The sequence below is a fragment of the Streptococcus sp. HMSC073D05 genome (assembly GCF_001812015.1).
Taxonomy (GTDB): domain Bacteria; phylum Bacillota; class Bacilli; order Lactobacillales; family Streptococcaceae; genus Streptococcus; species Streptococcus parasanguinis_D.
Genome location: NZ_KV807487.1, coordinates 46,046 through 65,229, shown reverse-complemented (window position 1 = coordinate 65,229; position 19,184 = coordinate 46,046). Strand labels below are relative to the sequence as shown.

Sequence of the window (19,184 nt, the reverse complement as noted above, 5' to 3'; positions counted from 1 at the left end):
CTAAGCATCCGCTCTATTCTCAGTATGTCTTAATCATTATTTGAAGATTGTTTCTTTTTCTTGAAACCAAACAATCCAGCAAGAAGCCCAACGGCAACACCTGTTGTTGCTGCTGCATATTTGGAGGAATCAGATCCAGCCACAGCTTGGCTGTTTTCTTTTTTCGGTTTGATTTCTTCTACTTTAGCTTCTTGTTTTGGCGCCGGAGTAGCTGTTGGTGCTTGCACTTGTGGACTATTAGTAGTTGTTGGAAGAACCGTTGGTCTATCCGAGAAAGTTGTTGGATTGCTTGAGCGGATATCCATTGGCATATCTGCTGCTTCTAAAATAGTTGGATCCATCCGTGACGCTAGATCTTCATATTGGGAATTCAACAGTTCCACGACACTTTGATAAGATTGAAGGGTTGTGAATTCTGCTTCCAATTTTTCTTTTTTATTTTCCAAATTAGCCACCGCAGCAGATAAAACTGATTGGGCTTTGACCAATAATTCTGGAGCGTTTTTAAAGTCAGAAAGACGTTTTTCAGCAGCAACCAGACGTTCTTGCGCCGCCTTCAAGCCCTCATGCGCTTCTTGAACGACTTGGGCTTTTTCTGCTTCTTCCGCTTTTAAACGATCTAATTTCTCACGCGCAGCTGCCAACAAATCTTTCGCTTTTTGAAGGGCTGCTTCTTTTGGTTGGATCGCTACTTCAATCCGACCTCGAGATACATCAAGAGTCGCCTTCGCCTTTTCAACCGCATGGTCCTTGCTAACGAGAAGAATCTTGTAATTTTGGATGGTCTTTTGGACATTGGCCATCTCTACTGCCACATTTGAATTGGCATGGCGGGCATCTTCTAACTTGCCTTGCAAGATAATGATTTGAGACTCTTGATTGGCCTTGTCCAGCTTGAGATTAGCGACTTCATCAGATTTGGCTTTGACATCTGATCTTGTCGTCGTGGCCCCAGCTCCCTGACGCAATTGGTAAGCGAGTGCACTGGTTGACACTGCTGAATGGACCGGACTGTGTAAGAAAGCTGCTTCTGACATAGCATTGCTAGGGTCATAAGCGACTGATAAAGCTGTCGCTTTGTTGTCTACCATTTGGAGATAGTGACCAACCTTAGCAAAGGCCTCAGCCCCAATCTTCATATAGATATCGTTGGCATCGATTTGTGTTTCGTCTGTCGGTAGACCATATTGAGCCGCTACTTCTTGATAAGCCGCTTTTTCATTGTACCAAAAGTCAACCGCACCAGCAGGTGAGAAGCCATATGCAATGTTCTCGTTTGGCAAATACTTAAACATATGCCAGTTGGCTTTCTTGAAGTATTCCAACTGTACTTGGCTGGCAGGAAGGGAATAAGGATCCAGCTCTAATTCAGGCAGGCCGGCATTGCGACGATAGCTATTGATTGCATCGGCAATTTCAAGAGCTCGAAGGTTGGCTTGCAAGGATCCAGACTCTCCAACTGTTAAGCCGTCTTCTTCACGACCACGCTTGTAGAGGGCTAAAGCACTTGCTGCAGCTTCATTGCCATTGTCAGCTAAGTGTTGCAAATAACCTTCATAAGTCGCTTGACTCAACTGAACTGGGCTATTGGCCGCGGCTTGTTCTAAGGCTGCCAATTCTGCTTCCTTGGTAGCGATGACCGCTTTCAAATCTGTCAGACGCGTTTGAGCCAGTTGAATGTCGTTCTCAATTTGAGCCACTGTATCTGAACCGGTTTGCTGACTCGCTTGCAAGGTCGCAAGGTAATTCTGAGATTCTCGGATACTTTGCTCGACTTGACTTTGCTCCAACAAAGCCTGGTTGAGCACATTCTCATCATTTGAAATCGGTGCTTTGGCTTGGTTCAATTCATTTTGTGCTACATCGACCAAAGATTCCTGAGCAGTAACCTGATTTTCCTGTTGACGAACAGCCTCTACGACTTGGTCATGGGCAGCTTCTGCTTCTCGAACCTTATTTTCTTCGATGGTCACATAGGCTTGAGCCACCTTGACGTCATTTTCTGCATTTTGAACTTGGGCATCCGAAGTCGTTGCGATGAGGTTTTCCGCATCCGTCACTTCTGCTTTCTTTTCTTCCAGTTCTTGTCCAGCCGCCTTGATTTCCGTTTGAGCATCCATTACTTTTTGCTCTTGGTAGTGGACATCTTTCACCACTTGGCCTTTTTGAGCTGTAATTTGCTTCAACTCATCGACCGTAATTGGTTTTTCGACTACTTCTGTACTGTTGGTTTCTGCATTTTCATTTTGCTTCACCTCTTCGGCACTAGCCTTGTGATTAAACATACCAGATAGGACCGTTGTTGCAGCAATTCCAGTCGTGAAAACCGATTTTCCTAATTTCTTTCCCATTAAACTCACCCCCAAAACTTAATCATTTTCTTGAAGTTTCTCTACCCCTTAGCATACCACATTTTGTTACCAATAACTAGTAGGTTTAAAAAGTTTTTTTCATAAATTTTTGAGGCAAAAGAAAAACAGCTGACGCTGTTAGTCTTCTTGTTTAATTTGTTCCAACATTTTCTCTTCTTCTGCTGTCAACTCATAGTTTTCTAGCAGATCAGGGCGACGCTCCAAGGTCTTTTTCAAACTCTGGTAAAGACGCCATTGACGAATCTTTTCATGGTGACCACTCATGAGGACATCTGGAACCGTCATCCCTCGGTATTCATAAGGTCGTGTGTATTGAGGATACTCTAAGAGACCAGACGAGAAACTATCATCCTGGTGGCTGGATTCTTTTCCGATCACCTCTGGAATCAAGCGGACTGTCGCATCAATCATGGTCATGGCTGCTAGCTCACCGCCCGTTAGAACATAATCTCCCAGAGAAATCTCATCCGTTACCAAGGTCTTGATCCGCTCATCGTAGCCCTCATAATGGCCACAGATAAAGATCAATTCTTCTTCCTGAGCTAATTCTTCAGCATAGGCTTGGTCAAAAGTCCGTCCAGCAGGGTCCAGTAAGATCACTCGCGGATTCTTTTTCTCAATGGCATCAAAGGCATCGAAGATTGGCTGCGCACGTAAGAGCATCCCTTGGCCGCCACCATAGGGCTCATCATCGACGTGCCGCGCCTTCTCAGAATTTTCACGGAAATTATGGTAGTTGATCTCGAGAAGTCCCTTTTCACGCGCCTTCCCGACAATCGAGTGCTCCAAAGGCGAAAACATCTCTGGAAAGAGGGTTAAAATATCAATCTTCATCGTCTAATCCTTCTAAGATGTCAACATCCACCCGATTTCCTGGGATATCAATATTCAAGACTACTGGTGGGATATAAGGCAATAGTAGGTCGCGTTTGCCTTTGCGTTTCACGACCCAGACATCATTGGCACCTGGTTGCAGGATTTCCTTAATCTGACCGATTAGCTGGTCATTTTCGTAAACATCAAGGCCGATAATCTCATGGTAATAAAACTCGCCATCTTCCAAATCCGTCAAATCTTCTTCTGCAACCTTGAGGCTAAAACCCTTGAATTTTTCGATGGCATTGATATGGTACATATCCTTAAACTTGATGATATCGAAGTTCTTGTGCTTGCGGTGACTGGCAATGGTCACTGTTTGGACAAAACGATCCTTCTCATCAAAGAGAGCCAACTCTGCTCCTTTTTTAAAACGCTCTTCCGCAAAGTCTGTCACAGACAAGACCCGCATTTCTCCTTGCAGACCTTGCGTATTGACAATTTTCCCGACATTAAAGTAATTCATTTTATTCTTTACATTCCTCTTATAATTAGTTTATCTCTGCAAGTCTCTAATAATAGTTGCAATTTTTTCCGACTCTGACCACTGTAGATAGTGGTGATTTCCACCTAGAATGAGTTTTGTTTTAGTACTCCAATATTCTGAATCTCTGTACTCTTTTTCTCTATACGCCTGACAAAATATGAAAATAGGAATATTATCTGCTAAGGACAAACTATCAAAATCTTCAGCAGTAATATTTCCAGATATCTGAAAACCAGGAACTTGCTTTTCCAACTCTAATCCCCTTGCTTCCATCAATTCCCAAATCAGTCTATCAGTTTCAGGGGCAAATGTTGCTTGAGTTAGTCCCTTAAAATAATTTTCGGGCCCACATTCTTCAATCATCCTCATTTGATCTTCCATTTCTGGATAAGGATTTTTGGAAAAATCAGCAAACATTATATTTTTTGTTGTTGGTTCAAGTGCTATCAATGCTTGACACTTAATTGGTTTACTCATCAACTTTAATGCCAAAACACCACCTAAACTATGAACACATAGTATATAATCAGAAATTTCCAATCCTTTCAGAATTTCGTATACCGTATCAACCAGACTGTCAAAATTTAGTCCTGCCTGGTTATGAATCGAACTCCTTCCTGTATTTGGAAAATCAATTGTAAGGTAGCCCATTGAAGAAGGAAGTTTTTCAAGTATTGGTAGAAAATTTTCATAAGTTGGTATCAAACCAGCACCATTTAAACAGACTAGTACTCTATTTCTTTTTTTATAAGTAACAGAGAGACAACCAATCTTTGTAGTTACTTCAAATCGGTTCATATCAAAACCACTCATTCTATACAATAATTCACTAAATATTCTTACGTTTATTTTATCACGTTCAAGAGATTTTCTCAAATGCTCTTTTCTGCTAGAAACTGCTCCAAATCCTTCTCGTGCTGGTATTTGACAGCTGCTGTTTTATCCTTTTCAAAGATGGTTTTAGTGAGGTCGATGTCATTGATAGCTGCGATAGCGACTGTATAGTGAATGATATCAGCCAGTTCTTTGGCCAATTCCTCATTTGAGTCCTGAACCCCTTCTTTTCGTCCAGAACGACCATTTAAGACCTCGGCAACTTCCCCAACCTCTTCGACGAGCTTGATAAACAGACCTTCTTCCGTACGACTGTCTTTGTAATGTTCTTTTAAATAGGCTTGTAATTGCCGAATGGTCACTTCTTTCATAGCTTCTCCTTGTAACAAAAAAACGGGACAGAGTCCCGCCTTTTATTTTTCGTCAATAACGATTCTTACTTTTTTATCTTCAGTTGGGACAGAGTAGACAATCGTTCTTATAGCAGAAATGGTGCGACCTTTTCGACCGATTACACGACCAACATCGCTAGGATCAAGGTCAAGATGGTACTCCAAAAATTCAGGAGTATCTTCGATCTTGATGGTTAAGGCATCCGGTTGTGAAATCAAGGGTTTCACAATTGCAATAATAAGATTTTCAATCGTATCCATACATCAACCTACTTAAAAAATTATTTTGAGAATTTAGAATCGTGGAATTTCTTCATCACACCAGCTTTTGAAAGGATGTTGCGAACTGTATCTGAAGGTTGAGCTCCGTCAGCCAACCATGCAAGAACGCGGTCTTCTTTCAAAGTTACTTGGTTTTCTTCAACAAGTGGATTGTAAGTTCCAACTGTTTCGATGAAACGTCCATCACGTGGTGAACGTGAATCTGCTACGTTGATACGGTAGTAAGGTTTTTTCTTAGAACCCATACGAGTCAAACGAATTTTAACTGCCATTTTTATAAGTCTCTTTTCTATATTTTAATTTTCGGTGAAATAGACAAGCTATTTAGCACATGATCTATTATAACACATTTCATCAACCTGTCAAGAAAAAAACTTGACACTCTTAAAAATTTTTTATTTAAGCAGGAAATCGGCGATTTCTTGATAGGTGCTAACTTCATAAGTTGGCACTACTTGGCTGGTATTTTCCTTGTGATCTGGATTATACCAAACGGTAGCAATCCCCGCAGCATTCCCTCCTGCGATATCAGCTGTCAAAGAATCACCGATCATGAGGGTCTCTTCCTTGCTAAACCCTGGAATCAGCTGGCCTACTTTGTCAAAAAATGCAGGTTCTGGTTTCTGAGTATGAAGCTGTTCAGAGATAAAGACCTCTTTAAAATAAGGTGCGATGGTAGAATGAGCTAAGCGTCCTTCTTGAATGGCAGTCACTCCGTTCGTTGCACCATAGAGCTGGTAACCTGCTTTTTCAAGTCGGGCCAGTAAATCCTCCGCCCCTGGAAAAGATTGCCCTTGAAGACTGATGTAATCTTGGTAGCGAAGAGCCATCTCGGCCCCGTCAACCGTGATCCCAAAGTAGGCAAACCCAATCGCAAACCGACTATCAACGAGTTCTTGTTTGGTGAGCTTCTTTTGTTCCAAATCCTTCCAGAGCCCTTGGTTCATAGGTTTGTAGTAATCCTTAAAGGCCTCTACATCTGGAAAATTCATGTCTTCTAACATCTGCGTCAAGGCTGTTTCTTCAGCAGATTCAAAATCCAACAAGGTATGGTCCAAATCAAAAAGTAAAAATTTATATGCCATTACAAACGATCTTTCAATTTTTCTACAAATAAATAAGCAGCAGGGCAAGTGAGTGTATTTTTGATGGTCAGATGGTTGATCTGATAGATCTTCTTGCGATCGGTGTGAGGAAATTCCCGACAAGCTTTAGGCCGAACATCGTAGATGGAACAGAGATTGTCGCCACCAAGGAAGGGGCAAGGCATGGATTTAAAAACCTTGTCGCCATCTTCATCAACTTGAAGAAATTCCGCCTCAAAAGCAGGAAGTTTCATCTTGAAATACTTAGCGATCCGCGTGATATCTGCTTCCTTAAAATCAGGCCCCAAGGTCTTACAGCAATTAGCACAAGCGGTACAATCAATTTCTTGGAACACTTCATCGTGGATTTCTTGCGCTAGTTTATCTAAATTCTTAGGCTGCTTCTTCTTAAGATTCGCCAATACCTTTCGGTGCTCCTTTTGCTTTTGGAGAGCTAACTGATGGTATTTTTCAATATCAATTTCCTGTGTCATCCTCTTATTCCTCTTCTAAACAATAGAAAGATTATACCACAAAGACTCTAAAAAAAGATAGATCCTGAGATCTATCTCACTTGATTAATCCGTTACGGCACCTGTTCCATCTAAGCTCCATGTGTCTTCGATGTATGGGATAAAGGTTTTCAAGGTTTCTGCATCTCCTTCAAATGAAATGGTATACACTTTTTCATCCTTTTGGAAGATCCAGGTAATCAAATATTGACCGGATTTCATGACAATTTGGAGCTGGTAGGCGTCCAGTCCTGCGACTTTAGTACGCGCTCCCGTCATCTTCCCAACATCCTGATTATCTTGCCACATAACGGCTAGTTTCTTGGCTAAAAATTCTGCATTAAATTCAATATCAGCGGAAACTTTGGCTTTTTCTTTGGTAAAGCTGTCTAAGGTGACAATATTATAACCACTCCCATCCGTATACTGGACTGCTTCTGTCCCATCGATATCCGTGAACTTGATCCATTTACTTGGAATATCGATGAACCCATAATCTGCATTTCCAATCCGCTTGGTTTCTTGATTGGTAGTGCTTTTCTTTGTAGAAGCAGTATCCTTTGACGAAGAACTACTTGTTTTCTTTTCGACTTTGCTGCTACTTTCTTTTGTAGAAGAAGCTGCTGTATCTTTTTTTGTGGTGTGACTACAGGCCATTAGTGTGCAGGCAGAAAAAATCGTAAGGGATGCGACTAGTAATTTGTGTTTCATGCTCAACCTCCTTGAGAACGTTCTCTTTCCTCTAGTCTACCATGAATAAGGGTATTTTAAAATAGGAAAAGTGTTACATCTGATCGAACCTTTCAAATTCAGTTCATTTCTTTTAAACCTAAAACAAAAGGCTGGGACAAAAGTCCTAGCCTTTTAATTGTTTTTGGACTGTCGAGCAAGACGCAGTGGTTGAGTGGGATATACTACGCTGATTTCATCAGCTTTTACAGCCTTACTCAACTGTGCGGAGGTGGGACAACGAAATCGAATTCTAACGAATTACCGATTTCTGTCCCACTCTCTAATTGTTATTCTTCATCCATTGACAATACGGATAAGAAGGCTTCCTGTGGCACTTCTACCGAACCGATGGCTTTCATCCGTTTCTTACCGGCTTTTTGTTTTTCAAGAAGCTTGCGTTTCCGTGAGACGTCCCCACCATAACACTTGGCCAAGACGTTCTTACGAAGGGCCTTGATATCTGTACGGGCCACGATCTTATGACCGATAGCTGCTTGGATGGGCACCTCAAACTGTTGACGAGGGATAATCTTCTTAAGCTTCTCAACGATCAACTTACCACGTTCATAAGCAAAGTCCTTGTGAACGATAAAGCTGAGGGCATCGACGGTATCGCCATTGAGGAGGATATCCATTTTGACCAATTTAGAAGGACGGTATTCAGACAACTCATAGTCAAAGCTCGCATAGCCACGAGTAGAGGATTTCAATTTATCAAAGAAATCAAAGACAATTTCCGCTAGTGGGATTTGATAGATGACATTGACTCGATTTTCATCGATGTAGTCCATGGTCACAAAGTCCCCACGTTTGCGTTGGGCCAATTCCATGACAGCTCCTACAAACTCTTGTGGCACCATGATTTGCGCTTTGACATAAGGTTCTTCGATTGAAGCGATCTTGGTTGGATCTGGAAACTCAGAAGGGTTTGAGACATCCAGTGCTTCTCCATCAGTCAAATTGACCTTGTAGATAACAGACGGTGCTGTCATGATCAAGTCAATATTGAACTCACGCTCTAAGCGCTCTTGGATAACGTCCATATGAAGAAGTCCCAAGAAACCACAACGGAAACCAAAACCAAGGGCTTGAGAAGTTTCCGGTTCAAATTGAAGACTAGCGTCATTCAATTGCAATTTTTCCAAGGCTTCACGAAGATCATTGTATTTATTAGATTCGATTGGGTAAAGACCAGCAAAGACCATTGGGTTCATCTGCTTGTACCCATGTAGTGGCTCACTTGCTGGATTGGTCGCTAAGGTCACAGTGTCCCCGACACGGGTATCTGCAACGGTCTTGATAGAGGCTGCAATGTAACCAACATCTCCTGTAGCAAGAAAATCACGACCAACTGCTTTAGGAGTAAAGATCCCAACTTCAGTGACATCAAAGGTTTTTCCATTGCTCATGAGCTGGATCTTATCGCCAGGTTTGACCATTCCATTGACCACTCGAACCTGAAGGATAACCCCACGATAGGCGTCATAGACGGAATCAAAGATCAAGGCTTGAAGTGGCGCTTCAACATCACCTGTCGGAGCAGGAACTTTCTCAACGATCTGCTCCAAAATCTCTTCAATCCCAATACCAGCCTTGGCAGAAGCTAGGACTGCTTCACTGGCATCCAAGCCGATGACATCTTCTACTTCTGTGCGCACACGTTCTGGATCTGCAGCTGGTAAGTCAATCTTGTTAATAACTGGCAGAATCTCCAAATCGTTGTCCAAAGCAAGGTAAACATTGGCTAGAGTCTGGGCTTCAATCCCTTGAGCGGCATCCACTACGAGAATCGCACCCTCACAGGCAGCAAGCGAACGCGAAACCTCATAGGTAAAGTCCACGTGTCCCGGTGTGTCAATCAAGTGGAAGATATAGGTTTCCCCATCTTTAGCTGTGTAGTTCAACTCGATGGCATTGAGCTTGATGGTAATCCCACGTTCCCGTTCCAGGTCCATACTATCTAAAAGTTGGGCTTGCATCTCCCGACTAGACACAGTTTCGGTTTTTTCTAAAATTCGATCGGCCAAGGTTGACTTTCCGTGGTCAATATGGGCGATGATCGAGAAGTTCCGAATCTTCTCTTGTCGTTTTTTTAATTCTTCAAAATTTGGCATAATCATCTTCCTAGTAAAATTAATCGTACTCTTCATTATAACAAAAAAGATAGGCCTTTGCCTATCTTAATTCATTATTTTCAAAAATCGCTTCTGCGTTTTATTTCCCTCATAACCTAAGCGTTCGTAAAAGATATGGGCTTCTTTTCGATGAGATGCAGAATTTAAACGGATAAAAGCATAATGCCTGCTTTTGGCAAGTTCTTCAACTCGCTCCATCAATTGGCTACCGATCCCATGTCCTTGCGCAGAAGGGAAAACCGCAAGTCCTAAAATATTCAGACCAGCATCACTATAGAGGCTTTCATAGACTTCCGCTTCCACATAACCAAGAATATGGCCTGTTTGTCCCTCTTCGTAAACAAAGCAAAAGTGACCCGAATCTGGCTGATTAAATTTATCAATCTGAGCTGCCACTTTCTCAAGGGCTGAATCATACCCCAATGCTTGGTGACATAAATCTCTAATTTGACCTGCATCTTTGACTTGAACGCTACGAATCATAGCTCCACCTCCATGAACTCTCTGGTTTTATCTTAGACCTTTTTCCTCAAAAAGTAAAGGAATACCAAATAAAATTTAAAAAGAAAATCCGATTTAGATCAAATTCATCTTTTTTCGCATTTCTCAGGGATTTCTATTTACTTTTTCGATTTAATTCATTATAATAGTAAGGGTAAATACAAGGAGGTGAGTACGTTGGCCAGAGGTCGTGGAAAAGCAAGCCCTCAAGACAAAGAGGCATTACGGATTATATCGGAAAAAATCAGAGAATTGCTGAAAGAACAAGGAAAAAAGCAGATCGAATTATCTCGTATCACTGGAATCCCTGCAAGTACCCTGACTGGATATGTAAAAGGAACTTCTCTTCCCGTTCCCGAAAATTTAGAGAAGATTGCAGCCTTTTTTCAGGTAGCAGTTGCTGAAATTGACCCTCGATTGCGCAATGATTTTGTGGTCATTGATTCAGAGATCGAACGATTGTATAAACAGCTCGATGAAGGAAATCAAGAAAATCTTCTTTCTTATGGAAAGAGTCTCTTGACCCATCAGAAAGAAAGACAGAAGATTGAAAAGCAATACCACTCTTATTCTGTCTATGATTCTTTTGCAGCTTACCAAAATCAAAAGCAAGCTGATATCGTCTGGTTTGATCAAAAGATTCCTTACGATTTGGCTTTTTGGATTCATACGGATTCCCTCGAGCCTAAATACGAAAAAGGGGCGGTTGTGTTAATCAAGCAAACCTATTATGATCAAGCAGGGGCAATTTATGCCATTGATTTTGACGGGCAAACGTTGATCAAACGTGTCTTTCGTGAGGCCAACGGTATTCGACTGGTTTCCCTCAATAAGAAATATAGTGATCAAATCATTCCACTAGATGAGGAGCCTGGGGTGATTGGAAAAGTGATTGATGGCTTTGTGCCTCTTGATTTGGAGGAAATCAAATGATTAAATTAATTGCGATTGACTTGGACGGAACTCTCTTGCATGAGGATAAGACTCTATCTAAAGGCAATATTGAAGCTCTTCACCGAGCCCATGAAGCCGGCTATGACATTGTAATCTGTACGGGGCGCCCCTTAGCAGGGGTACGGCCCATCTTTGAAGAGATTGGACTCCCTGATGGCAACTACTATATGATTATCAATAACGGGTGTACAACCTTGTCTACACAGAATTGGGAAATCATTGGTAAGGAAGAATTGAGCCTTGAGGACATGCACTGCTTGCATGTTTTGACGGAAGATACAGACGTCCAGCTAACCTTATTTGACATAGATCACTACCTAGTGGTCGCACCTGAAGCCAGTGAACTTGTCACGATGGATGCGGGCATTGTTAATAGTAAACCGACACTTGTCTCAGAAGAGGATCTACCCAACCTTGTTCCTATTTTTCAAGCCATGTACGTAGGAGATCCTTCTGCTATTGATGCCTTCCAAGCTCAGCACGAGGCTGCATTAGAGACCGATTTTAATACCGTACGCTCACAGGATATCTTGTTTGAAATCCTTCCAAAAGGAGCAAGCAAGGCTTCTGCTCTTCAAGCATTAAGCAAAACATTAGGCTACAGGAGAGACCAGGTTATGGCTCTTGGAGATGCCAATAATGACCTTGAAATGCTTCGTTTTGCTGGTTACAGCGTCGCTATGGGAAATGGCAATGCTGCTGTCAAGGAAATCGCAGATTTCATCACCCTGACCAATGATGAGGATGGTGTGGCCCATGCTATTCACAAATTAATTGAAACTGAAAAAGGAGAATGATCATGAAATACCAAAATTTGTTGGACCGTTTTATTACCTATGTAAAGGTTAACACACGTTCAGACGAAAACTCTACAACCACTCCAAGTACCCAATCACAAGTTGATTTTGCAACAAACGTCTTGATCCCTGAAATGAAACGCGTGGGTCTTCAAAACGTCAACTATTTGCCAAACGGCTATGCTATTGGAACACTTCCAGCTAATGATCCAAGCTTTACACGCAAGATTGGATTTATCTCTCACATGGATACCGCTGACTTCAATGCCGAAAATGTCAATCCTCAAATCGTTGAGAATTATGATGGGGGTGTCATTGCCCTTGGCGACTCTGGTTTCTCACTCGATCCAGCTGATTTTGCTCATTTGAACAACTACAAGGGACAAACCTTGATCACAACGGACGGTACTACTCTGCTGGGTGCAGACGATAAGTCAGGTATCGCTGAAATCATGACAGCTATTGAATACCTAACAGCTCATCCTGAAATCAAACACGGAGAAATCCGTGTCGGCTTTGGTCCAGATGAAGAAATCGGAGTCGGGGCAGATCAATTTGATGCAGAGGATTTTGACGTAGACTTTGCCTATACTGTCGACGGTGGTCCTCTTGGAGAGCTTCAATACGAAACCTTCTCAGCAGCTGGGGCTGAAATTACCTTCAAAGGACGCAATGTCCACCCAGGTACAGCCAAAGGTCAAATGATCAACGCCCTTCAATTGGCCATTGATTTCCATAACAAACTCCCTGAAGGAGCACGTCCAGAATTAACCGAAGGCTATGAAGGCTTCTACCACTTGATGAACATCGATGGAACTGTCGAGGAAGCAAGTGCCAGCTACATCATTCGGGACTTTGAAACTGAAAGTTTTGAGAAACGCAAAAACCTGATGAGATCTATTGCCGATCAGATGAATGCGGAGCTCGGTAGCGAACGCGTTCTCCTCACCCTCAAAGACCAGTACTATAACATGAAGCAAGTGATTGAAAAAGATATGACACCAATTACCCTTGCTAAGGAAGTCATGGAAGATCTTGGAATCACTCCAATCATTGAACCGATCCGCGGTGGTACAGATGGATCTAAAATTTCCTTTATGGGGATTCCAACACCAAATATCTTTGCCGGTGGCGAAAACATGCATGGTCGCTTTGAATACGTTAGCCTCCAAACCATGGAACGCGCAGTTGATACCATTATCGGTATTGTGACCAAAAAATAAGAAACAAAAAAGGATTCGGATTATACATCCAAATCCTTTAAATATCATTGAGAATGTACCGAACTTTCCGCTGTGAGAAAAGTGCCTGAAACGACTCAGTTTCAGGCACTCGGAATTATTGAGACCTTAGGCTCAATAATTAGTCATGGAACTTCTACGAAGTTCGCTGACGTCCGTCCTCACCCAAGGAAAGTTTTAAAATATAATTTTATTTTCAATCTAAGGATTCGGATAGGTTGTCCGGATCCTTTATTGTAGGTTAGAAAGCTTGACAATTTCTTTGACCTGATCAATGGTCTGAATCAGGCGAAGGCTTGTCTCATTGATCGAAAGATAATAAACTTTATCTGCCAATGATTCTGTAAAAGGACGATTTGTGAGTAAGATCACCTGTTGTCCTTTTTCTTTCAGCTCTTTCGCCTTCTTTCGCACCTTTTGGTAAAAACTCTCATCGCAGATTTCTAGATCATCCACCAAGACACAAGCAGCATCCAAACTCAATGATTCATTGGTTCCGTTTTGGGTCAGATAATAGGCTGCTCCCGCTTTGACCTCATATAAGCCAGCTGATGGCTCAACTGGAAAAAAGGCTGGACTTGTCTCAGCCTCTAGTCCTTTATCTAACTCCACTAGATTGGCCAAGACCTGCAAATAAACAGGTGCTAATTTACTCAAATCCAAGAGTTCCTCAAACTCAAAACCACGTTTCAAGGCTTCTAAGATATAGAAGAGCCGGTGTGGCATATGACGAGCAATTTTCTGGATTAATTCATCATCGCTCATTTCCTCAGGAAGGATGGTCAGCAAGTTCTTATCTTTAATGGTTTCTAGGGCTTGTTGATAAGCTTCATCGATTCTCTTCCCAAACCCATAAACCGCCCCATAAGAGTGAATTTGGGTATTGAGACGGACATTTTTAGCAGCATCAGAAAAAATCGGGATCTTAAAGAAGATATAGTCCAAACTCGGTTCATAGACGGCCTTTAGATCCTTTAATAAGGGGTGAGGCAAATGCTCGAGAGAGCGCCCTAATTGCAGTTGTACGCCTTGCTCAAACAAGGAATAGCCCAAGCCCATAGAGGCCATCGAGATACTATCTGAAGCAAATGGATTAACCTCTAGGATATAAAAAGCATAGCTCGTCGGATCCAAAGCAAACTTGATGGAAATGGCTCCTGTCAGTTTCAGATAGCGACTGATATGGATCGCCGCTTCACGAAGATTTTGAAACTCCCGGTCAGTCAGAGTGACCGCTGGCATAAATTGGTAAGAGTCACTAGAGTGGATCCCAACAGGATCAATGCTTTCTATAGAGGCCGCCAGGTAGTGATTGTCTTCGCGATCACGCATGACCACAAAATCCAATTCCTTAAAGCCATAGGTCGAAAACTCTAGCAAACACTGCTGACTTGGAGAGACCGAAAGTCCCGTTTCTACTGCTTCGCACAAGTCATCCAGGTTATGAGCAATCTTTCGCCCTTGTCCTTGCTTACTCGCTACCGGCCAGATCATAATAGGAAATTGAATGCCTTCAGAAAACTCAATGGCTTCTCGAACAGAACCAACCAGTGCGGAAGCGGGTACCTGATAGCCTAACTCTTGAAAGAGGCGTCGTTGATCCGCCTGCTGATAAAAGGTCCGGTAACGTTGAAGGCTCGGCCCGATAATCCTAATCGATGCGTCTTTGAAAAATCCAGTTTCTTCCAATCGAAACAAGAGGTTCAAAATCTGTTTATCCGCAAAGGCTAAGAGCAAACGGGATCCTGTATAAGAAAGAAGAGTCGTTCTAAAAGCATCCAGCTTGAGCTTACTGACTACAACCTGATCTGCAGCTTCTTGTGTAATAGCATTTTCTTCGCCCAGGTAAAGGACAAGAGCATCCCCATCCTTGGCATTCAGTTTTTCTGCTTCCTTTACCGCAGCCAAGAGGCTAATATCCTGATAAGAATCTCCACAAAGGAGAAGCAATTTCTGGTTTTGTTTCATCATTCCTTCTCCCTTCTACTTTCGTGAATTTTGGCATCAATCAATTCTAAAAATTCATCGTAAAAATAGAGATTTTCCCTTGGCCCTGGACTCGCATCCACTTGGAATTGAACCCCTAAAATCGGTTGGTAACGATGACGAAAAGCTTCAATACTATGGTCATTGACGTTTTCATGCGTGACCAATAAATCATGGGGTAGGCTATCGCGTGCGATACTATACAAGTGATTTTGACTGGTTATCTCGATTTTTCCAGTCGCAATTTCACGCACAGGAATATTTAAACCGAAATGCCCAACTTCCATGGGAGCTAGCTCAGCTCCGTAGGCTTGAGCCAGCAGCTGAGCTCCCAAGCCCATGCCCCAGATCGGAATCTGACCATTGAGCTTTTTGATCAAGCGACAAAGTTTTTTCACCTGATGGGGATCGCCAGGCCCACTGGATAAAATAACGCCATCGGGCTGCTGTTCCATCAGTTCATCATAAGAGATATCATAGGGATAGACCGTGACGTTACAGTCCCTTTGACTCAGCTGGCGTAAGACAGAGTGCTTGACCCCTAGATCAATCAAGGCAATACTCTTTCCAAAACCTGGTACAGCATAGGCCGTTTTTGTCGAGACTTGACGCACTTGGTCTTTGGGAAGAACCGTTGCTCGCAACTGATCCAGGATATGCTCGATCGAATCCCCCTTGTTAATGACAGTTGCCTTCATCCGTCCATACTTGCGGACAATTTTTGCCACCTGCCTCGTATCAATTCCTACAATACCAGGGATTTTTTTTCGCTTCAAGAATTCATCCAAGGTCATCTGCTGCCGCCAATTGCTCGGCATCTCCACCAGATGCTGAACCACTACTGCCAAACAAGTGGGTGTAATGGATTCAGAATCATCCCGATTGATCCCTGCTGCACCAATAACCGGGAAGGTAAAGGAGAGAATCTGGCCACTAAAAGCCTGATCCGTGATCAATTCTTGATAACCTGTCATGGCTGTGGTAAAGACTAACTCACCCGTCACATATAGGTCTGCACCAAAGGCTTCTCCTTCAAATACAGTCCCATCCTCTAGGACCAATAATCGTTTCATCGAACCCCTCCCTTCTTTTATTCTAATCCAATTTTATCATAGTTCCTCAAAAAAAGGAAAGTCAGATTCCATGTAGCGATCTACTCTGTCCTCTTTCTTTCCTTTCAATGAATTGTCGGTTATCTTATTTTGCACCGCGACCTTTAAGGACGGCTTCAATGATGGCCATACGGACAAAGACACCGTTGGTCATTTGTTCTACGATGCGTGATTTAGGAGCTTCTACCAAGTGGTCCGCAATTTCAACGTCACGGTTCACTGGTGCTGGGTGCATCAAGATCGCAGTATCTTTCATACGGTCATAACGTTCTTGAGTCAAGCCATGAAGACGATGGTAGTTTTCTTTAGAGAAGAGTGATTCGTAATCATGACGTTCGTGTTGCACACGCAAGAACATCATGACATCTACTTCTTCAATGACTTCATCGATAGTGACGAAGGTTCCATAGTCTTCAAATTCCGCACTTCTCCATTCGTCTGGACCTGCAAAGTAGAGGGTTGCTCCCAAACGTTTCAAGATTTGCATATTTGATTTTGCCACACGTGAGTGATCCAAGTCACCGGCGATACAAACTTTCAAGCCATCAAAGTGACCGAATTCTTGGTAGATAGTCATCAAATCAAGCAAGCTTTGGCTTGGGTGTTGACCTGAACCGTCCCCGCCATTGACGATAGAGGCTGTGATCGTTGGGCTTTCAACCAATTCTTTGTAGTAGTCCACTTCAGGGTGACGGATGACGCAGACATCTACTCCAAGAGCTGACATGGTCAAGATGGTATCGTAAAGTGTTTCCCCTTTGTTCACAGAGCTTGTCTTCACATCAAAGTCAAGGAGATCACATCCCAATTTCAACTCTGCCACTTCAAAGGCTTTGTGGGTACGAGTTGAAGGTTCAAAGAAAAGATTTGAGATGATATGTTGGTCTTCGTAGGCTGCTTTAGCTCCGTTTTTGAACTCAATCCCACGTTTGATCAATGCCATTACTTCTTCATTGGTAAGAGTTTCCATTGAGACAAGGTTTTTAAGAGCGATTTGATTTTCAGACATGTTGATTCTCCTTTTATAATGTGAATGCAAATAGTTTACAATTTGTTTAAGCTTCTTTGATGAGGACGCGGTCTTGACCGTCTAGCTCCACCATCTCGACAATGATTTCCTCTGACTTACTTGTCGGGATATTTTTCCCAACAAAGTCCGGACGAATCGGCAACTCCCGATGCCCACGGTCGACGAGAACCGCAAGACTCACTCGAGCAGGACGACCGTGACTGACCAGATTGTCAATGGCAGCGCGTATCGTGCGACCTGTATAGAGGACGTCATCGATCAAGATAACTTCTCTATGAGCGATATCAACTGGTAAAACCGTTGTATCTTCTGTCGCCTTCATGTCATCTCGGAAAGGCTTGGTATCTAGTTCTGCTACAGGGACATCGATTTGTTCCAGCTGAGAGAGACGTTCTTGGATCCGGCGAGCGATGTAAACACCCCTCGTCTTGATCCCCACCAGCACAATCTGGCTTAAATCTTTGTTTCGTTCAATGATTTCGTAGGTGATGCGGGTAATGGCCCGTTTCATCGTCAAATCATCAACGACTTCTTTGGTTTTCATTCAGTCCTCCTTAGTTGTAAAAGAAAAACCTCCTTTTTCAAGGAGGTTCAGCAAATGGATGGTCTAAGAGGATAGAGTCTCGCCCTATGGTCCTAGCCATTGTTTTTCACAGTCTCCTTGCCTGCCTCACGGGACAGGATTAAAGGATTTATTTAATTGAGATAACTATATCACAGTTTCAAACGACATGCAAGAAAAAACTCAACATTTTTCAAAAAAATTTAAAAACCCGACTTTTCGTCTGAATAATGTTCGGTTTTTACTAAGAAACAGCCGATTTTCGCTTGATATTTTTGATCCCATAGAGCACATAGCCAGCTAAGAGATAGGCGATAAAGATGATCACCACCCATTTGCCCACAAAGGCCCAGCCGTATTTATTAACATTGATAAAGAAATAGGCAAAGGGACTATCTTTTGCACCTGGAATTGGCCACTTCAAGACCAATCCATTGAGAAGGGCAAAGAGCATGTAAGCCAGTGGAATCAAGGTCCAAAGGAAGGGATCGAGCTTACGGTATTGCTTGGATTTGTCAATCACTAGGGTATCAAAGAAGAACATCAAAGGAACGATGTAATGACAGAGGAAGTTTTCCAAACGATAAAACTTCTCTGGTGTCGCCAGAGGCGCCAACATAAAGTGGTAGATGACAAAGGTAATCATAATAGCCATAGTCACTGCCCCCTTCATGCGAAGGTAGCCTTGGGTCTGGGTCGAACGACCTCGAACCATGCGCCAAACCATGTCTCCCATAAAGAACATGACCAACATGTTAGATAAAATGGTGTAATAGAGCATCATGCCAAAGCCACCATGCTTGGTCAGTTGCAGATAAACACCGAGTACACTTAAGATAAACAATAGAAAACGATAGCTAAATAATAGTTTGAATTTCATAGTATTCTCCTGAAAGAAAAGGGGCTAGGCCCTTCCTCTTATCTTTAGATTTTCTTCACAAATTCTGATTTGAGCTTCATTGCACCAAAGCCATCGATCTTACAATCGATGTTGTGGTCTCCTTCCACGATACGGATGTTTTTCACGCGCGTCCCTTGTTTCAAATCCTTCGGTGCACCCTTCACTTTCAAATCTTTGATCAAGGTCACCGTATCGCCATCAGCCAATTTATTTCCGTTGGCGTCAATCGCTACGACACCCTCTTCTTCTTCGACCTCAGCTGGGTTCCATTCATACGCACACTCTGGGCATACCAAGAGCGCTCCATCTTCATAGACGTATTCAGAGTTACATTTTGGACAGTTTGGTAAGTTATTCATTTTTATCTCCTTATTCAAATTAACTTTCATAGTA

The 19,184-nt window shown here is 42.6% G+C and carries 21 protein-coding genes; 3 read left to right on the top strand and 18 right to left on the bottom strand.

Features of this window, described 5'->3' with window-relative positions:
* Positions 1 to 29: 29 nt before the first annotated feature.
* From HMPREF2832_RS03015 to HMPREF2832_RS02960, 12 genes are all read right to left on the bottom strand, one after another.
* Positions 30 to 2,351, bottom strand: coding sequence for a CAP domain-containing protein (locus HMPREF2832_RS03015; RefSeq protein ID WP_070505522.1), 2,322 nt, complete (start codon positions 2,349 to 2,351; stop codon positions 30 to 32).
* Positions 2,352 to 2,489: 138 nt separating this feature from the next.
* Positions 2,490 to 3,206, bottom strand: coding sequence for a tRNA (guanosine(37)-N1)-methyltransferase TrmD (gene trmD / locus HMPREF2832_RS03010; RefSeq protein WP_070505521.1), 717 nt, complete (start codon positions 3,204 to 3,206; stop codon positions 2,490 to 2,492).
* The gene (rimM, locus tag HMPREF2832_RS03005) at positions 3,196 to 3,714 is read right to left on the bottom strand and encodes a ribosome maturation factor RimM (protein ID WP_014713408.1); all 519 of its coding nucleotides are present in this window, start codon (positions 3,712 to 3,714) and stop codon (positions 3,196 to 3,198) included. The genes trmD and rimM overlap by 11 nt, the downstream gene beginning before the upstream one ends.
* A 30-nt stretch (positions 3,715 to 3,744) precedes the next feature.
* Entirely contained in the window at positions 3,745 to 4,533 is a 789-nt protein-coding gene (locus tag HMPREF2832_RS03000) for an alpha/beta fold hydrolase (protein ID WP_070505545.1), read from the bottom strand.
* Positions 4,534 to 4,607: 74 nt separating this feature from the next.
* Positions 4,608 to 4,940: a MazG nucleotide pyrophosphohydrolase domain-containing protein gene (locus tag HMPREF2832_RS02995; RefSeq protein WP_070505520.1), complete on the bottom strand. Its 333-nt coding sequence runs from the start codon at positions 4,938 to 4,940 to the stop codon at positions 4,608 to 4,610.
* Between the two features lie 42 nt (positions 4,941 to 4,982).
* Complete coding sequence (gene kphA / locus HMPREF2832_RS02990) at positions 4,983 to 5,222, bottom strand: RNA-binding protein KphA (RefSeq protein ID WP_003001620.1); 240 nt, start codon at positions 5,220 to 5,222, stop codon at positions 4,983 to 4,985.
* A 20-nt stretch (positions 5,223 to 5,242) separates the two neighbouring features.
* A complete protein-coding gene (rpsP, locus tag HMPREF2832_RS02985; protein WP_003007475.1) occupies positions 5,243 to 5,515 on the bottom strand; it encodes a 30S ribosomal protein S16 in 273 nt (90 codons plus the stop codon).
* A gap of 123 nt (positions 5,516 to 5,638) precedes the next feature.
* Positions 5,639 to 6,328: a pyrimidine 5'-nucleotidase PynA gene (locus HMPREF2832_RS02980; RefSeq protein WP_070505519.1), complete on the bottom strand. Its 690-nt coding sequence runs from the start codon at positions 6,326 to 6,328 to the stop codon at positions 5,639 to 5,641.
* A complete protein-coding gene (locus HMPREF2832_RS02975) occupies positions 6,328 to 6,822 on the bottom strand; it encodes a YkgJ family cysteine cluster protein (RefSeq protein WP_070505518.1) in 495 nt (164 codons plus the stop codon). The genes HMPREF2832_RS02980 and HMPREF2832_RS02975 overlap by 1 nt, the downstream gene beginning before the upstream one ends.
* Positions 6,823 to 6,906: 84 nt before the next feature.
* Positions 6,907 to 7,551 carry a hypothetical protein gene (locus HMPREF2832_RS02970; protein ID WP_070505517.1) on the bottom strand — a complete coding sequence of 215 codons (645 nt, stop codon included), beginning with the start codon at positions 7,549 to 7,551 and terminating at the stop codon, positions 6,907 to 6,909.
* Positions 7,552 to 7,859: 308 nt separating this feature from the next.
* Positions 7,860 to 9,686 (bottom strand): translation elongation factor 4, encoded by a 1,827-nt coding sequence (gene lepA / locus HMPREF2832_RS02965; protein WP_009731117.1) that lies wholly within the window; start codon positions 9,684 to 9,686, stop codon positions 7,860 to 7,862.
* Between the two features lie 66 nt (positions 9,687 to 9,752).
* A complete protein-coding gene (locus HMPREF2832_RS02960; RefSeq protein ID WP_070505516.1) occupies positions 9,753 to 10,190 on the bottom strand; it encodes a GNAT family N-acetyltransferase in 438 nt (145 codons plus the stop codon).
* A gap of 195 nt (positions 10,191 to 10,385) precedes the next feature.
* Here HMPREF2832_RS02960 and HMPREF2832_RS02955 point away from each other — a divergent pair, with 195 nt between their 5' ends.
* The 3 genes from HMPREF2832_RS02955 to pepT are packed head-to-tail and all read left to right on the top strand — an operon-like array spanning position 10,386 to position 13,182.
* Entirely contained in the window at positions 10,386 to 11,141 is a 756-nt protein-coding gene (locus tag HMPREF2832_RS02955) for a LexA family transcriptional regulator (RefSeq protein ID WP_031577084.1), read from the top strand.
* Positions 11,138 to 11,959 carry a Cof-type HAD-IIB family hydrolase gene (locus HMPREF2832_RS02950; RefSeq protein WP_070505515.1) on the top strand — a complete coding sequence of 274 codons (822 nt, stop codon included), beginning with the start codon at positions 11,138 to 11,140 and terminating at the stop codon, positions 11,957 to 11,959. Before HMPREF2832_RS02955 ends, HMPREF2832_RS02950 begins: the two co-directional genes overlap by 4 nt.
* Positions 11,960 to 11,961: 2 nt before the next feature.
* Positions 11,962 to 13,182, top strand: a complete 1,221-nt coding sequence (gene pepT, locus HMPREF2832_RS02945; protein WP_070505514.1) for a peptidase T — start codon at positions 11,962 to 11,964, stop codon at positions 13,180 to 13,182.
* 249 nt (positions 13,183 to 13,431) lie between these two features.
* Here the strand turns inward: pepT and HMPREF2832_RS02940 are convergent, their stop codons facing one another.
* From HMPREF2832_RS02940 to HMPREF2832_RS02915, 6 genes are all read right to left on the bottom strand, one after another.
* Positions 13,432 to 15,171 (bottom strand): ATP-binding protein, encoded by a 1,740-nt coding sequence (locus HMPREF2832_RS02940; protein ID WP_070505513.1) that lies wholly within the window; start codon positions 15,169 to 15,171, stop codon positions 13,432 to 13,434.
* A complete protein-coding gene (locus HMPREF2832_RS02935) occupies positions 15,168 to 16,259 on the bottom strand; it encodes a carbamoyl phosphate synthase small subunit (protein ID WP_070505511.1) in 1,092 nt (363 codons plus the stop codon). Before HMPREF2832_RS02935 ends, HMPREF2832_RS02940 begins: the two co-directional genes overlap by 4 nt.
* 124 nt (positions 16,260 to 16,383) lie before the next feature.
* Positions 16,384 to 17,307 (bottom strand): aspartate carbamoyltransferase catalytic subunit, encoded by a 924-nt coding sequence (locus HMPREF2832_RS02930; RefSeq protein ID WP_003016291.1) that lies wholly within the window; start codon positions 17,305 to 17,307, stop codon positions 16,384 to 16,386.
* 46 nt (positions 17,308 to 17,353) lie between these two features.
* Positions 17,354 to 17,872, bottom strand: a complete 519-nt coding sequence (pyrR, locus tag HMPREF2832_RS02925; RefSeq protein WP_003001719.1) for a bifunctional pyr operon transcriptional regulator/uracil phosphoribosyltransferase PyrR — start codon at positions 17,870 to 17,872, stop codon at positions 17,354 to 17,356.
* 262 nt (positions 17,873 to 18,134) lie between these two features.
* The gene (locus HMPREF2832_RS02920) at positions 18,135 to 18,770 is read right to left on the bottom strand and encodes a Pr6Pr family membrane protein (protein ID WP_070505509.1); all 636 of its coding nucleotides are present in this window, start codon (positions 18,768 to 18,770) and stop codon (positions 18,135 to 18,137) included.
* Positions 18,771 to 18,814: 44 nt separating this feature from the next.
* Positions 18,815 to 19,150, bottom strand: a complete 336-nt coding sequence (locus HMPREF2832_RS02915) for a zinc ribbon domain-containing protein YjdM (protein ID WP_003016288.1) — start codon at positions 19,148 to 19,150, stop codon at positions 18,815 to 18,817.
* Positions 19,151 to 19,184 lie beyond the last annotated feature (34 nt).